Origin of the sequence: Arthrobacter sp. (genome assembly GCF_031988865.1) — a bacterium.
Classification (GTDB): Bacteria; Actinomycetota; Actinomycetes; order Actinomycetales; family Micrococcaceae; genus Arthrobacter_B.
Window position 1 is genome coordinate 55,395 of sequence record NZ_DALZXY010000007.1, and the last position, 14,429, is coordinate 69,823.

Genomic DNA, 14,429 nt, shown 5'->3' on the forward strand with positions numbered 1-14,429 from the left:
ACTATGGGCACTACGGGCAGTACGGGCAGTACGGGCGCTACCGGCACTTCTGCGGCACCTGGGCCGGATCCCGGCCCAGGTGCTGCCCGGCCCTGACCCCGCCCGGCTCAGGCAGGCTCAGGCAGGCACAGGCCGGCTCAGGCCGTTTCGGCCAAGGTTCCGAGGTAGAGCTGGATGACCTTGGGATCCTTCATCAGTTCCCGCCCGGTGCCGGTGTAGGCGTCCTTGCCCTGGTCCAGGACGTAGGCGCGGTCGCAGATCTGCAGGCAGCGGCGCGCGTTTTGTTCCACCATGATCACCGAGACACCCGCGCGGTTGATTTCGTGGACCCGAAGGAAGGTTTCATCCTGCTTCACCGGTGACAGGCCGGCGGAGGGCTCGTCAAGGAGGAGCACTGCCGGTTCCATCATCAGCGCGCGGCCCATCGCCACCATCTGCCGTTCACCGCCGGAGAGCGACCCTGCCCGCTGGCTCCGCCGCTTCTTCAGCTCCGGAAACAGGTCGGCGACGAACTCGAAGCGTTCCCTGAAATTCTTCGGCTGCTGGTACAGCCCCATCTGCAGGTTCTCTTCGATGGTTAGCGAGGCGAACACGTTGTTGTTCTGCGGCACAAAACCAACGCCCCTCGTGACGAGCTTGTTGGCCTTCAGCCCGGTGAGGTCCTGGCCGCGCACCATCACGGTGCCTGAGTGCACCTTCACCAGCCCGAACATTGCCTTCAGGAGCGTGGACTTGCCGGCACCGTTCGGCCCGATGATGCCGATCAGTTCACCTCGGCGGGCTTCGATCGAACATCCGTTGAGGATATTGACCCCGGGAATGTATCCGGCCACCAGGTCCGTGACCTTGACGACCGAGTCGCCCTCAAAGTTCTCCGCACTCATGCCATGTCCTTACGTTCTTCGATCGTGGGAGTGGACAGATCGTCTTCGGGCCGGATATCCGAGTCGGGGTCGCGTTCCAGCACCGCTTCGAGTTTCTCGAAGCCTTCGGAATCACCGAGGTCGACGTCATGATGGGCGCCCAGATACGCATCGATCACCGCCTGGTCCTTCATGACGTCGGCGGGCGGGCCTTCGGCAACCACCTTGCCTTCGGCCATCACGATTACCCAGTCGGCGATGTGGCGGACCATATGCATGTCATGTTCCACGAACAGGACGCTCATGCCTTCGGCCTTCAGGTTCTTGATGTGATCCAGCAGCGACTGGGTCAGTGCAGGATTCACGCCGGCCATCGGCTCGTCGAGCATCACCAGTTTCGGATTGACCATAAGTGCCCGCGCCATCTCCAGCAGCTTGCGCTGGCCGCCGGACAGCGACGCCGCGTAGTCGCTGCGTTTGGTGTCCAGCTTGAACTTGGAGAGTAAACGGTCGGCCTGGCTGGTGATTTCCTCTTCACGTCCCCTCCACAGGGGCCGGAACAGCGCCCGGTGCAGCGCCTCACCGGGCTGCTTATTGGCGCCAAGACGCATGTTCTCCAGCACCGTCAGCTTGCCCATTACCTTGGTCAGCTGGAAAGTGCGCACCATGCCCAGGCGCGCCACCTTGAAGGCAGAGACGCCGGCCAGGTCCCGGTCCTCGAACTTCCACTGTCCGGACTGCGGGGTATCGAACCCGGTCAGCAGGTTGAAGAGGGTCGTTTTGCCTGCGCCGTTGGGGCCGATCAGTGCGGTGATCTTGTGGCGTGGGATCTCCACGTGCTCGACGTCGACGGCGTGAATGCCGCCGTAGGTGCGGGTCACATTCGACGCGACCAGGATCGGATCCCGCTTCCTGCATCCCGGTGCCACGGTATCCGCGGCAATCGGACTGGTGTCCGTCATGTACTGGTTGCCGGCCCAGCTTTCTTCCTGGCTGGAAACCTCGGGCTCCGGCTCCTGGTTTTCGGCCGGGACGGCCGCGTGCGCGCCGGGGCGGCGTTTTGGCTGTGGGCTCTGTGCTTCATGACTCATGCGAATGACAGCTCCTTCTTATTGCCCAGCACGCCCTGCGGCCGGAAGATCATCAGCAGCATCAGGGCCACACCTACAAGGATGTAACGAAGCTGGCCGGCCTGGGTAGTGGTCAGGAAAGTGATAAACCCGGACTCGATGGCACCGTAAAGCAGGCCCTGGGTGAGGGAAAGGACGGCCCAGAAAATCATGGCACCGATGACCGGCCCGAGGACCGTGGACATTCCACCCAGCAGCAGGGCCGTATAGAGGAAGAATGTCAGCTCGGTGCCGTAGTTCGCAGGCTGCACGGCGCCGCGGGGGAGGGTGAAGATGATCCCGGCCAGTGAGCCGAGCAGGCCGCCGATGATCAGTGCCTGCATCTTGTAGGCATACACGTTCTTGCCGAGCGAGCGGACAGCGTTCTCATCCTCACGGATGCCCTTGACCACACGGCCCCAGGGGCTGCGGACCAGCAGCCAGACCACGAGGCAGCCCAGCGCGACGATGCCCCAGGCGACAACGCGGATCCAGAGATCGCGTTCGCTGAGGCTGAACGGTCCGAGCGTGTACACCCCCGGACCAAAGGGGTTCAGCGCATAGAAGCCACCCTCGAATGCCGCGAGTCCGTTGGCTGAACCGGTTACTTCCGTCAGGCCGTTGGTGGTGACGATATAGCGGACGATCTCCGCGGCGGCGATCGTCACGATGGCCAGGTAATCGGCCCGCAGCCGCAGGGTTGGCAGGCCAAGGATCACGGCGAACGCCACGGATGCCAACATTGCGATGAGCAGCGCCACCGGAAGCGGGGCATTGAAGCTCAGGGTGGGAATGGCGAAGCCGTAGGCACCGATTGCCATAAAGCCGGCCTGGCCGAAGTTCAGCAGCCCGGTGTAGCCGAAGTGCACGGCGAGGCCCAGTGCAGCCAGCGCGTAGGCAGCCGTGGTGGGTGTGAACAATTCGCTGATTGCGCCCAACAGTATGTTTCCGAAGTCCATATCGAAGCCCCTAACCTATGCGCTCTCGGCGGCCGAGGATGCCCTGCGGCCGGACCAGGAGGACGAGAATCATGATGAGCAGTGCGCCGACGTATTTGAGGTCCGCGTCGAGCCAGAGCGTGGAGATCTCCACGAAGAGTCCCACGATGATGGAACCGATCAATGCGCCGAAGACGGTTCCGAGGCCGCCGAGCGTGACGGAGGCAAAGATAAGCAGGAGGATCTGCTGACCCATGTTGAAGGAGACACCGGGGCGGTAGTACGCCCAGAGGATGCCGCCGAGTGCGGCCAGTGCTCCACCGGCCATCCAGACGATGCGGATGACGCGGTCGACGTCGATGCCGGAGGCAGCCGCCAGCGGCGGGTTGTCGGCGACGGCCCGGGTCGCTTTGCCGATCCGGGTTCGCAGCAGCAGCGCAGCGACCACAAGGATGACCGCCAGGGATACGCCCAGTGACACCAGGTTGTTCCGCGAAATGGACACGGGCCCCAGTTCTAGCATCGGACTCTGGGAATCCGGCAGCTGCTGGGTCGCCCCGCCGAAGAAGAAGAGGATGGTGTAGCGCAGGGCCAGTGCCAGGCCGATGCTGACAATCATCATCGGGACCAACCCGGTGCCGCGCAGGCGCAGCGGTTTCCACAGCCCGGCGTCCTGCACGTAGCCCAGTCCAGCCCCGGCGATCACCGCGAGTAGCAGTGCCAGCCACAGCGGGAGCCCAGCGGCCGAGAAGCCAAAGGCCAGCACAGCTCCAAAGGTCACCATCTCACCGTGGGCAAAGTTCGTGAGCCCCGTGGTGCCGAAGATGAGCGAGAGCCCGACGGCGCTGAGCGCCAGCAGCAGGCCGAAACTGAGTCCGGCGACGGCCCGCTCCACGAGCTTGGTGCCGAAACTGTCCTGTTGCAGGACGATGCCCTCGCCCAGAAGGAAAAGAGTGGTGATATTGGAGGTTCCCGCGAACGTCACTGTCCGGGGGTTCTCCTGGTTTTCGGCGAGACTTACGCCGTCAGGAAGAGTGGATTCATCCAGTTCCACTTCGAACGCCCCCTGTTCGGGGACCCCTATGGACCAGGAACCGTTCTCCGCTGTTTTCGTCTCGGCGGTGTAGCCGTTGGCGCTCGCCTTGATCGTGACCCCGGCGACCGGGGCGCCTGCGTTCCGCAGGACACCGCTGATCCGGTCTGTGTACTCGGCCCCGTCCGTGACAGCGCCGCCGCCGCCGGAGGTTTCTGTTGGTGCGGTGCTTGTCTCCGGCGCGGGGGTTTCCGTTGCCTGGGGTGTAGCTGTCATTGCATGCACGGCCGGGGCGCTGAGCAGCAGGCCGGCAAATATGCCGGCCACCGCCATAAGCGTCCCCAGATACCGGGCTAGTGCCGATATTCGTCCCAAAGTGAGTAACCTCCGCCGGGGTATTAGTCCGCCGGTTTTCGGCGAACTTAATGTGTGACAAATGTGATGCAAGTCACGAATGCTGATCATGCTACCCGGCGGATGTTTCAGTAGGGCGATAGAACAAGTGTGCTTTTGTAGCGATCATGTAACGACTCCGCTGGGTGCTTCATTATGGGAGTCAGCGGAGGGATGCGGACCCATTGCTGCCAAACCGTTATCAACCGATTGGCTGGTGCCCGGAATCATCCTGAGTCCCCGCACGTTCTCATTGATAGGCTCATTTGTACCCAAGCCCCCCAGATGGAGGACATTTTCATGGCACAAGGCGGTAACCCGGTTTTCAACGGAAAGAATTTCCGTTCCCAAACCCGTGGCGGAGCAGTCACAGTACCGGCCAACGGGCAGTATGCAGGGCAGGAACCGATGAGCCCGCAGCAGCTCCAGGACCTGTACGCCGCACCTTCGGCCGGACCGGGCCAGACCGGCCGGATGACGTACGACGACGTCATCATGAAGACGCTGGGCTGCTTGGCGGTTGTCCTCCTTGGTGCTGCCATCCCGGTGTTCGTCCTCCCCGGCGCTGCTGGCCTGCTGATGGTCGTCGGTGCCCTGGGCGGGTTCGTCCTGGGCCTGGTCAACTCCTTCAAGCGGGAGCCGGTTCCGGCACTGATCCTGGGCTATGCGCTCCTTGAAGGTATGTTCCTTGGCGCCCTGACCCAGGTCCTCAACGCCATGTACCCGGGAATCGGCCTGCAGGCCGTGCTCGGCACCCTCGCCGTCTTCGCCGTGACCCTGGTGCTGTTCAAGAGCGGCAAGGTCCGTGCCACGCCCAAGGCCATGCGCTTCTTTATGATCGCGATGATCGGCTATGCCGTGTTCTCGCTCGTAAACGTTGGCCTGATGATTTTCGGTGTGGTGGACGACCCTTGGGGCGTGCGCGGCGTAGAAATCGCAGGCATTCCGCTCGGCATCATCATCGGCCTGCTGGCTGTTGGCCTCGCTGCTTTCTCCTTGATTATGGACTTCACCTCCATCGAGCAGGGCGTCAAGGCCGGCGCCCCGCAGCGTTACTCCTGGACGGCAGCCTTTGGCCTGACGGTTACGCTGGTTTGGCTCTACGTTGAGATCATCCGCATCCTCGCGATCCTGCGCGGAAGCGACTAACTTTCTCCCGCCCCACTGGGGCAGGAACCGCGGGACCGCAGCTGCCAAGCTGCGGTCCCGCGGTCGTTTAACCGGAATTACGCTTCTGCCGGGCGGCGGGTGCCCGTACCATCGGGGTCCACTGACCGAGGGGGGAACCGTGGCCGAGCAGCTGACTGAACACGCCGCCGCTTTCCAGGAGGTGCTGCTTAGCGCGGAGGAACTGGAAGCCTGCCTGTCCGAGATAGCAGTCCTGGCCGCCAATGTTTTGGGCGACGGCGAGGTCCGCGGGTGCTCCCTGGTGATCGAGAGGGCCCGGCGGGCCAGGGTCACCGCGGATAGCGATGAGCAATCGGCCCGGATGTCCAAGGCTGCTTTCGGGAATGGTGGACCAGGGTCCGCGGTACTGGCTGACAGCCGGGCCGTTGTGGTCACGGACGCCTGGTCCGAAAGCCGTTGGAACGGTTTCCCTGGACTGGCCGCTGTTGAAGGCCTGCGCTCCATGGCAGCCGTTCCCCTGATGCTGGAAGGGACAGCTGCGGGAGTGCTCTGCGCCTATTCTCCGCGCCCGCACCACTTCCGCCCCGAGCTGCTTCGAACCGTCGAGATACTGGCCGGAGAAGCCTCGCGGACCCTGCGTCTTGCCCTGCGGATCGACGCCCATCTGCACCGTGCACGGAACCTGCAGGCGGCCCTGGAGTCACGAACGGTCGTAGACCTCGCCGTCGGCATCATTATGGGACAGAACGCCTGCAGCCAGCAGGCCGCCGTCGAGATCCTGCGCAGCGTTTCCAACACGCGCAACATCAAAATCCGGAATGTCGCCGCAGGAGTGGTCGCCGCCGTCAGCGAAAGGGTAAGCACGCACTTCGAGGAATAGCTTCCTCCCGCAGATCCATCCCGCCCGGCCGGCCCGGCCCGCATCTGTCTGGTCCGGCTTCTGCCCGGCTGGACCAGCCCGGCTGGACCTGCCTGCATCTGCCTGGAGCAGGGCAGCCGGGTCTAGGCTGGGACCATGACATCCGGGAACAGTGCCCCCATCCAGCCTGCCACCGGCGAGCAGTACCGGCTTACCCGTGGCCGGGCCGCCGCCGTCGTGGCCTCCCTCGCGGGGGCGCTCCGCAGCTATACCGTCGGTGGGACGGCGCTGGTGGAAACCTACTCCGACGAGGCCATCCCGCCGTCGGCGGCCGGAATCCTGCTGGCCCCGTGGCCGAACCGGGTTGCCGGCGGGCGCTGGCTGCTGGACGGGCGCGAACAGCAGCTTGATATCACCGAACCGGCCCTCGGCAACGCGATTCACGGACTGCTCCGGAACACCGGATACGCAGCGGTGGAGACAGCTCCCGACTCCGTCCGGCTGGCGGCGGACATCTATCCCCAGCACGGCTACCCGTTCCACCTGGTCCATGAGGTCCGCTACAGCCTCGACGAGGACGGCGGGCTCAGGGTCCGCCAGTCCCTGTCCAACCTTTCCGGTGCGCGGGCGCCCTTCGCCCTCGGCGCCCATCCCTTCCTCCGCCTGGGGGAGGTTCCCACCGAGGAGCTGACGCTCCGGGTAGAGGCGGCGTCCAGCCTCACCACGGACGAAATGATGATTCCTAACGGGCGGATTCCAGTGAACGGCGACGGCGACCTGCGCGAAGGCAGGCGGGTCGGTTCCCTTGCACTCGATGCCGCGTACACCGGCCTCACCGAACGCGGCGGCAGGCACCGGCACCTGCTCTCCGCCGCCGACGGCCGGTCGGTACAGCTGTGGTCTGACGCTGCTTTTGGGTTCGTGCACGTGTTCGTCACGGACAAGTTCCCGGGACGGGACTGCGCTGTGGCCCTGGAACCCATGACGGCGCCCGCCAATGCGCTGAATTCGGGGGAGGGCCTGCAGTGGCTGGAGCCCGGTGCGGTGTTCAGCGCCGAGTGGGGAATCCAGGCTGACCTGTGAAAGACCCAGACGCGTAAAGGTCAGGGACTGTCCATATAAATATGGAAAGATGACCCCATGAGACCCCATGCACGACAGGTTGCCGCACCCAAGGCCGTTCAGGCCGCAGCGGTGCGCTCCAGCCGCGCCGGAGACGACGTTCCGTATGCCCTGCGCGTGAGTGCCTCCTGGGCCTGGCGGCTTGGCGTTGTCCTGATCGTCGGTGCCGGCCTGGTCTGGGTCCTCGGCCACTTCTCCCTGCTGCTCATTCCGCTGATGGTCGCTGCCCTCCTGGCCGGACTGCTGTCGCCAATCAGCTCCTGGCTGCGGCGCAACAAGGTGCCGTCCGGATTGGCTGTGGCAGTCACCATCGTCTCCTTCCTCGGATTAATCGTCGCGGCCCTCACCCTGGTCGGCCGGCAGCTTGCCCTAGGCTTCCGGGATCTCTGGGACGAGGTACTCACCGGTTTCGAGCAGGTCAAGGACTGGCTGGTGGCCGGACCGTTCCAGATCACGTCAGGGCAGATTGACAGCCTGCTCGGCGAAGCCACGTCGGCGCTCCAAGCCAACTCGGCGAACATCCTCTCCGGAGCACTCAGCGTCGGCAGCAGTGCCGGCCACTTCGCCGCCGGAATGCTGCTTACGCTCTTCGCCCTGGTGTTCTTCCTGCTCGATGGCCGCCGTATCTGGCGGTTCCTGGCCGGACTCATGCCGCGCCGTGCCCAGGCCGCTGCCTACGGCGCCGGGATCCGCGGCTGGGAGTCCATGACCAACTATGTCCGCGTGCAGCTGCTGGTGGCCTTTATCGATGCCGTCGGCATTGGCGTGGGCGCAGCGATTATCGGCGTGCCACTGGCGCTGCCGCTCTCCGTCCTGGTTTTCCTGGGCTCCTTCATCCCGCTTATTGGTGCCTTTGTCTCCGGGTCGATCGCAGTCCTCCTGGCGCTGGTAGCCAACGGCTGGGTCAACGGCGTGATCATGCTGGGAATCGTCCTGGTTGTCCAGCAAATCGAATCCCACATCCTGCAGCCGCTGATCATGGGCCGGGCCGTGTCCCTGCACCCGCTCGCCGTGATCCTGGGGGTCACCGGAGGCACCCTGGTTGCCGGGATCCCCGGCGCGCTCTTCGCCGTACCGGTCATGGCCATCTTCAACGCGATTGTCCGGTATATCGCTGCCCGCCGCTGGGAGCAGGACCCGCTGCTGACACGGGACAGCGTTTTCGGTCCGCCGGGGACCTCGCCGCCGGACGCTGGGGAGGCCGAGGCCGAGGCCGATGGTCCGGAGGACTCCCGCGCCGTCAGCAGGACCACAACAGAAGAACCCACAGCTAACGAAGAAGAGAACCAACGTTGACCGATTTCCCCCAGCTGCCCGTAACACTCGACGACGTCCAGGCCGCAGCCAAGCTGCTGGACGGTGTTATTGCGACCACCCCGATCGAACAGTCCAGGGCGCTCGGCAGGATCACCGGCTCCGAGGTCTACCTCAAGTGCGAGAACCTGCAGCGCGCCGGCTCCTTCAAGGTGCGCGGCGCCTACGTCCGCATGGCCAAACTGAGCGACGAGGAGAAGTCCAAGGGTGTAGTGGCGGCCTCCGCCGGCAACCATGCCCAGGGTGTGGCCGTGGCCGCGGCACGGCTGGGCATCAAAGCCCGGATCTTTATGCCCCTGGGCGTAGCCCTGCCGAAGCTGGCTGCCACCCAGGGCCACGGCGCCGAAGTGGTGCTTCACGGCCACAACGTTGATGAGGCGCTGGCCGAGGCGCAGCGCTACGCGGACGAGACTGGGGCCGTCTTCGTCCACCCATTCGACAACGTGGATATCGTGGCCGGGCAGGGAACGATTGGCCTGGAACTGTTAGACCAGATTCCCACCCTCGATACCGTGCTGATGGGTGTTGGCGGAGGCGGGCTGCTGGCCGGCGTCGCCGTCGCCATCAAGGCCCGGGCACGGGAACTGGGACGCGAGGTCAAGATCATCGGCGTCCAGGCGGAGAATGCCGCAGCCTACCCGCCGTCGCTGGCAGCCGACGCCCTGGTGCCGCTGAGCAAGGTTTCAACCATGGCCGACGGCATTGCCGTGGGCCGGCCGGGCCAGCTTCCGTTCTCGATCATCCGTGAACTCGTTGACGACGTCGTCACCGTCAGTGAAGACGCGCTGGCACGGGCCCTGATCTTCCTGCTCGAACGCGCCAAGCTCGTCGTCGAACCCGCCGGGGCGGTGGGGGTCGCTGCCATCATGGAGGGGAAAATCAAGAACCCGGGGAACACAGCGGTGATCCTCTCGGGCGGAAACGTCGATCCGATGCTTATGCTGAAGGTTATCCAGCGCGGCCTTGCAGCCGCCGGACGGTACCTCGTGGTGCGGATACTGCTGGATGACCGTCCCGGTTCGCTGGCAACGATTTCGCGGATCATCGCTGAATCCGATGCCAACGTCACCGGCGTTGACCACACCAGGGTTGGAGGATCGATCAGCATGGGAGATGTCGCTATCACCATCAACATGGAGACCAAGGGCCACGAGCACGGGGAAAAGGTGCTGCAGAACCTGCGGGCCGAAGGCTTCCATCCCGTAGTACTGCACGGCTAGCCGATGCTGGCCCAGCGAGCGAAGAGCGCGCTGCTCATCTCTGCCGGTTTTACGGGGATCATCTGGCTGGTCTTTTTCCTCACCATCCCATTCCAGGCTGCGCTGCTGCCTGAGCTGGGCATCATTCCCCGGCAGCTGGAGGGACTGGACGGAATCCTGTTCGCGCCGCTGCTGCATGCCGGAGCCGGGCACCTTCTCTCCAACAGCCTGCCGTTGCTGGCATTCGCGTTCCTGGTGCTTTTGGAAGGCGTGCGCCGGTTCGCGGCCGTCGCAGGGATCTGCTGGCTGGTATCGGGGATCGGAGTCTGGCTGTTCGGCGGCGGTCTGACGATCGGGATCTCCGGCGTGGTTTTCGGACTGTTCGCGTACCTGATGGTGCGGGGCTTCTACAACCGAGACTTGATGCAGATCCTCATCGGGGGAGTCCTGTTCCTGATCTACGGATCACTGCTGTGGGGAATCCTGCCCACCGCCGCCGGTATTTCCTGGCAGTCGCACCTCTTTGGGGCAGCCGGGGGAGTTGTGGCAGCAATTGCGCTGCGCCGGCGCGGGGAGGCCGGGGCGCAGGCCGGAACCGCGGCGCAGAAACGCCCCCGGATGCAGAAACGGGCCCGCCCGTAGGCGGACCCGCTGCAACCCGGCGGTGGTAAAACTAGCCGGAGTAAGGCTTTGCCGAGACGATCTCGACCGAAATGCTCTTGCCGTTGGGTGCGGTGTAGACCGTGGTCTCACCAGTCTTCAGACCGGAGATGGCAGCGCCCAGCGGGGACTTCTCGCTGTAGACATCGATGTCGCTGTCCCCGGCGATCTCACGGCTGCCGAGCAGGAAGCGCTCCAGATCCCCTGCGATCTTGGCCTCGACCAGCATGCCGGGTTCCACGACGCCGTCGTCAGCCGGTGCCTCGCCGACCTGCGCATCGCGAAGGAGCTGAGTCAGCTGGCGGATGCGGGCCTCTGCCTTGCCCTGTTCCTCCTTGGCAGCGTGGTAGCCGCCGTTCTCCTTCAAATCGCCTTCGGACCGTGCCTGCTCGATGCGGGCAACGATTTCGGTCCGGCCGGGGCCGGACAGGTGGTCCAGTTCCGCCTTGAGGCGGTCGTAAGACTCCTGCGTTAGCCAGGCGACAGATGCGCTGTTGGTAGACACGGGTCTCTCCTTATATGACATCCGAATCCACGGAACAGATTCGGCTGGGCTGAAATTGCTGTGCGGCCGGGATGGCCTGACATGCAAAGACCCCGCCGGACGGTGACCGGTTGCTCTGGCTGGTGTTCCGGCAGTCACCTGGGCGGGGCGTTACGTAGCCTCCATACTAGTCAGGCTGACGGCCAAACCCAAGACATCGGCGCGGGTTTCGCTCTCCGGCTAATTGTGCCCTCCGGCTAGGGTTGGCCGCCTTCGACCAGCCAGCACGCGTTGACCCCGCCGGTGACGCCGAGGGAATCGGTGCGCAGGTTGGTGCGCTGGGCGACGGTGGCACTCTCCGACGGGCCAATCCTGACGGTCTTCCAACCGACCACGGCGTAGCTGTCGTTGAGCACCTGGACGGCGCAGTCGACAGTGGCGTCGGCGGGCTTGGTGACGTTGAAGTCCACCACAGCGGTGGCGGCATCCGGAATCGCGAAGCCAACATCCTTCGAAGAGACAGTCTCCGATCCGGAAGGGATCGCCATGTAGGCCACGACGCCGACAGCTGCCGCGACGCCAACGGCGGCGAGGACGATTTTGGGGCGCCGGCCGAGGCCGGGCTTGGGGGCGCCGTAGCGATTGGCTAATCTTGTCGTGGATGACAGATCGTCCGCGGGGCGCTCGGGAACCGGCTGACCAGCAATACCTTCCTCAGTGCTCACCGTTTCATTTTACCGAACATTCTTGTCGGCGTATTCCGCCGACCGTCAGGAGTACCGCGTTGCCCACTCAACCGAGTTCCGCCCCCGACGGCGAACTTCGCCTTCTGGCAGTCCACGCCCACCCGGACGATGAGGCCAGCAAGGGTGCCGCCACCATGGCGTCCTACGCTGCCGCCGGGGTGAAAGTCATGGTTGCTACCTGCACCGGAGGTGAGCGCGGTGACGTGCTCAATCCCGGCGCAGCGGACGAACCGGCCGCCAAGCGTGACCTGGCGGGGCTTAGGCGCAGCGAAATGGCAGCGTCACAGGCGGCCTTGGGCATCGAGCACCGCTGGCTTGGGTTCATGGATTCCGGATTGCCCGAAGGCGATCCGCTGCCCGAGCTGCCGGCCGGCTGCTTTGCGCTCCGTCCGCTGCAGACCGCTGCGGCGCCGCTGGTGAAGCTTGTGCGCGAGTTCCGCCCGCACGTGATCATCAGCTACGACGAAAACGGCGGCTATCCGCACCCCGACCACATCATGGCCCACCGGGTGAGCGTCGAAGCCTTCCACGCCGCAGCAGATCCGGATGCCTACCCCGGAACCGGCGCAGCCTGGGAGCCGCTGAAGCTCTATTACGACCGCGGGTTCAACCCCGAACGGTTCCGCGCCCTGCATGATGCCCTGATCTCCTCCGGGCTGGACTCCCCGTATGCTGAACGGCTGGCAGCCTGGCTGGAGACGGACAGCGAAGGCAACCAGCCGCCGCCACCGCTGCACCCGACCACCACCCAGGTCGAGTGCGGACAGTTTTTCCCGGCGCGCGACGCCGCCTTGAAAGCGCACCGCACCCAGGTGGACCCCGACGGGTTCTTCTTCGCCGTGAGCACGGAGATGCAGAGCCAGGTGTGGCCGTGGGAAGACTATTCGCTGATCGAATCCCGCATCCCCACCAGCGTTCCTGAGACCGACCTCTTCGCTGGCATAAGATAGTGGGTAGATCCGGTGCCGCTGGCACCGCCTTCTGCCAAGAGAGAGATATTTCGTGAACCTGCTGTACAGCGTGTACCTGACGGTCAACCCCGCTCCGATCGAGGGAGACCTCAAGCCGGGCCTGGAAGAGGGTGACATCACCCCGGGCCTGCTGGGCTTCCTGGCCACCCTGTTCCTGGCCATCTGCGTCGTTTTCCTGATCCGTGACATGGTCAAGCGGATCCGCCGGGTGCGGTACCGGGGCCAGGCCGCAGAAGCCCTGGCAGCAGAGGCTGCAGCTGCAGAAGCTGCGGCGGGAACTCCGGCCGCTGCTGCCACGGGCACAGCCGGTGACGGGGCTGAGGCCCCCGCAGGCGAAGTAGATGATGCGGTGACTGCCGGAGAACGCCGCGAGGCTGCCGGCACGCGCCCGGGAACTGACACGGACGGATAAAACGCATGGCGGAGCGGCTGAGGGATCAAGCGTCAGCCTACCTCCGCCAGCACGCCGACAATCCGGTTGATTGGTGGCCCTTCGGCGATGAAGCTTTCGCCGAAGCCCGCCGCCGGGACGTACCCGTTTTTATCTCCATCGGCTATGCCGCCTGCCACTGGTGCCACGTTATGGCCCACGAATCTTTCGAACATGCGGATCTCGCCCAGACGCTGAACGAGAACTTTGTCAGCATCAAGGTGGACCGGGAGGAACGGCCCGACGTCGACTCGGCGTACATGGCGGCCACCCAGGCGCTCACCGGGCAGGGCGGGTGGCCCATGAGCGTCTTCACCCTTCCGGACGGCCGCACCTTCTACGCCGGCACCTACTTTCCGCCGCAGCCGCTGCAGGGCACGCCTTCCTTCCGGCAGGTGCTCGACGCCGTCCTTTCGGCCTGGACACAGCGCCGGAGCGAGGTCGAGCAGAGCGCCGCCCAGATCGCCGCGCACCTGGCCGCCGGGCAGCTCGCCAACCGGCACCTGCTGGGACCACTCGTCGGGGACACCGTTCCAGGGACGCCCGACACGGGGGGCTGGGCAGCCGACTCCCTGAGCGCCGCCGTCGTGACCCTGTCCGAGAGTGAAGACACCGACTTCGGCGGATTCGGGGGAGCGCCGAAATTCCCTCCGTCGCCTTTGCTGCGCTTCCTACTGGCGCACGCCCACAGCGGCGCCCCCACCGCCCACGCGGCTGCCGGGCTGGCCGCCCGCACCCTGACCGCAATGGCGCTGGGCGGACTCTACGACCAGGTCGAAGGCGGGTTCGCGCGTTATACGGTCGACCGCCGCTGGCAGGTGCCGCACTTCGAAAAAATGCTCTATGACAACGCGCAGCTGCTTCGGCTCTACGCGCACTACTCCCGGACGGAACGGGATCCGGACCATCGCGGCCTCGCCCTGCGGATCACGCGGGAGACGGCCCAATGGCTGACCTCGCGCATGCTGCTTCCAGGCGGCGCTTTCGCTTCCTCACTGGACGCAGACACCGTGGTCAACGGCCGCAGGGTGGAAGGCGCCACCTACGTATTCACCCGTTCGGAGCTCGAGGATGCGCTGGGCGCGGCCAGCCCCGCCTTGGACCTCCTGGAGCTGGACAGCGACGACGGCGCCTCCCACCGGCTGCCCGGCAGCACCCTCCGCCTGGCCGGTGTTCCCGA

General features: G+C 65.1%; 15 protein-coding genes. 9 read left to right on the forward strand and 6 right to left on the reverse strand.

What is annotated here, in order from left to right:
* Nucleotides 1–137: 137 nt before the first annotated feature.
* The 4 genes from RTN46_RS02580 to RTN46_RS02595 form a co-directional block, all read right to left on the reverse strand.
* Nucleotides 138–884 carry an ABC transporter ATP-binding protein gene (locus RTN46_RS02580; protein ID WP_312178858.1) on the reverse strand — a complete coding sequence of 249 codons (747 nt, stop codon included), beginning with the start codon at nt 882–884 and terminating at the stop codon, nt 138–140.
* On the reverse strand, nt 881–1,825 hold the full coding sequence (locus RTN46_RS02585) for an ABC transporter ATP-binding protein (RefSeq protein ID WP_312178879.1): 945 nt from the start codon (nt 1,823–1,825) through the stop codon (nt 881–883). Before RTN46_RS02585 ends, RTN46_RS02580 begins: the two co-directional genes overlap by 4 nt.
* A gap of 125 nt (nt 1,826–1,950) precedes the next feature.
* Nucleotides 1,951–2,931, reverse strand: a complete 981-nt coding sequence (locus RTN46_RS02590) for a branched-chain amino acid ABC transporter permease (RefSeq protein WP_312178859.1) — start codon at nt 2,929–2,931, stop codon at nt 1,951–1,953.
* 10 nt (nt 2,932–2,941) lie between these two features.
* Nucleotides 2,942–4,276, reverse strand: a complete 1,335-nt coding sequence (locus tag RTN46_RS02595) for a branched-chain amino acid ABC transporter permease (protein WP_312178880.1) — start codon at nt 4,274–4,276, stop codon at nt 2,942–2,944.
* A 360-nt stretch (nt 4,277–4,636) separates the two neighbouring features.
* Between RTN46_RS02595 and RTN46_RS02600 the strand changes: the two genes are divergently transcribed.
* From RTN46_RS02600 to RTN46_RS02625, 6 genes are all read left to right on the forward strand, one after another.
* The gene (locus tag RTN46_RS02600; RefSeq protein WP_312178860.1) at nt 4,637–5,485 is read left to right on the forward strand and encodes a Bax inhibitor-1/YccA family protein; all 849 of its coding nucleotides are present in this window, start codon (nt 4,637–4,639) and stop codon (nt 5,483–5,485) included.
* Nucleotides 5,486–5,624: 139 nt separating this feature from the next.
* Nucleotides 5,625–6,344, forward strand: coding sequence for a GAF and ANTAR domain-containing protein (locus tag RTN46_RS02605; RefSeq protein ID WP_312178861.1), 720 nt, complete (start codon nt 5,625–5,627; stop codon nt 6,342–6,344).
* 135 nt (nt 6,345–6,479) lie between these two features.
* Entirely contained in the window at nt 6,480–7,406 is a 927-nt protein-coding gene (locus RTN46_RS02610; protein WP_312178862.1) for an aldose 1-epimerase family protein, read from the forward strand.
* Between the two features lie 57 nt (nt 7,407–7,463).
* Nucleotides 7,464–8,741: an AI-2E family transporter gene (locus RTN46_RS02615; protein ID WP_312178863.1), complete on the forward strand. Its 1,278-nt coding sequence runs from the start codon at nt 7,464–7,466 to the stop codon at nt 8,739–8,741.
* A complete protein-coding gene (ilvA, locus tag RTN46_RS02620) occupies nt 8,738–9,979 on the forward strand; it encodes a threonine ammonia-lyase (RefSeq protein WP_312178864.1) in 1,242 nt (413 codons plus the stop codon). The genes RTN46_RS02615 and ilvA overlap by 4 nt, the downstream gene beginning before the upstream one ends.
* A 3-nt stretch (nt 9,980–9,982) precedes the next feature.
* Nucleotides 9,983–10,600, forward strand: coding sequence for a rhomboid family intramembrane serine protease (locus tag RTN46_RS02625; RefSeq protein ID WP_312178865.1), 618 nt, complete (start codon nt 9,983–9,985; stop codon nt 10,598–10,600).
* A gap of 31 nt (nt 10,601–10,631) precedes the next feature.
* Here the strand turns inward: RTN46_RS02625 and greA are convergent, their stop codons facing one another.
* Nucleotides 10,632–11,123, reverse strand: a complete 492-nt coding sequence (greA, locus tag RTN46_RS02630) for a transcription elongation factor GreA (protein WP_312178866.1) — start codon at nt 11,121–11,123, stop codon at nt 10,632–10,634.
* 236 nt (nt 11,124–11,359) lie between these two features.
* Entirely contained in the window at nt 11,360–11,827 is a 468-nt protein-coding gene (locus tag RTN46_RS02635; protein WP_312178867.1) for a DUF4307 domain-containing protein, read from the reverse strand.
* 59 nt (nt 11,828–11,886) lie between these two features.
* On the opposite strand from RTN46_RS02635, the gene mca reads away from it, so the two are divergent.
* The 3 genes from mca to RTN46_RS02650 all read left to right on the forward strand — a co-directional run.
* The gene (gene mca, locus RTN46_RS02640) at nt 11,887–12,798 is read left to right on the forward strand and encodes a mycothiol conjugate amidase Mca (RefSeq protein ID WP_312178868.1); all 912 of its coding nucleotides are present in this window, start codon (nt 11,887–11,889) and stop codon (nt 12,796–12,798) included.
* Between the two features lie 52 nt (nt 12,799–12,850).
* Complete coding sequence (locus RTN46_RS02645; protein WP_312178869.1) at nt 12,851–13,231, forward strand: hypothetical protein; 381 nt, start codon at nt 12,851–12,853, stop codon at nt 13,229–13,231.
* A 5-nt stretch (nt 13,232–13,236) separates the two neighbouring features.
* The coding region (locus RTN46_RS02650; protein ID WP_312178870.1) for a DUF255 domain-containing protein at nt 13,237–14,429 on the forward strand (1,193 nt) is incomplete at its 3' end.

Excerpts from the sequence above, each read along its gene's own strand:
- RTN46_RS02585 (WP_312178879.1), bottom strand. The coding sequence starts at position 1,825 with ATGACGGACACCAGTCCGATTGCCGCGGATACCGTGGCACCGGGATGC.
- RTN46_RS02615 (WP_312178863.1), top strand. The coding sequence starts at position 7,464 with ATGAGACCCCATGCACGACAGGTTGCCGCACCCAAGGCCGTTCAGGCC.
- RTN46_RS02625 (WP_312178865.1), top strand. The coding sequence starts at position 9,983 with ATGCTGGCCCAGCGAGCGAAGAGCGCGCTGCTCATCTCTGCCGGTTTT.
- RTN46_RS02600 (WP_312178860.1), top strand. The coding sequence starts at position 4,637 with ATGGCACAAGGCGGTAACCCGGTTTTCAACGGAAAGAATTTCCGTTCC.
- RTN46_RS02610 (WP_312178862.1), top strand. The coding sequence starts at position 6,480 with ATGACATCCGGGAACAGTGCCCCCATCCAGCCTGCCACCGGCGAGCAG.
- RTN46_RS02590 (WP_312178859.1), bottom strand. The coding sequence starts at position 2,931 with ATGGACTTCGGAAACATACTGTTGGGCGCAATCAGCGAATTGTTCACA.
- RTN46_RS02595 (WP_312178880.1), bottom strand. The coding sequence starts at position 4,276 with ATGGCGGTGGCCGGCATATTTGCCGGCCTGCTGCTCAGCGCCCCGGCC.
- RTN46_RS02580 (WP_312178858.1), bottom strand. The coding sequence starts at position 884 with ATGAGTGCGGAGAACTTTGAGGGCGACTCGGTCGTCAAGGTCACGGAC.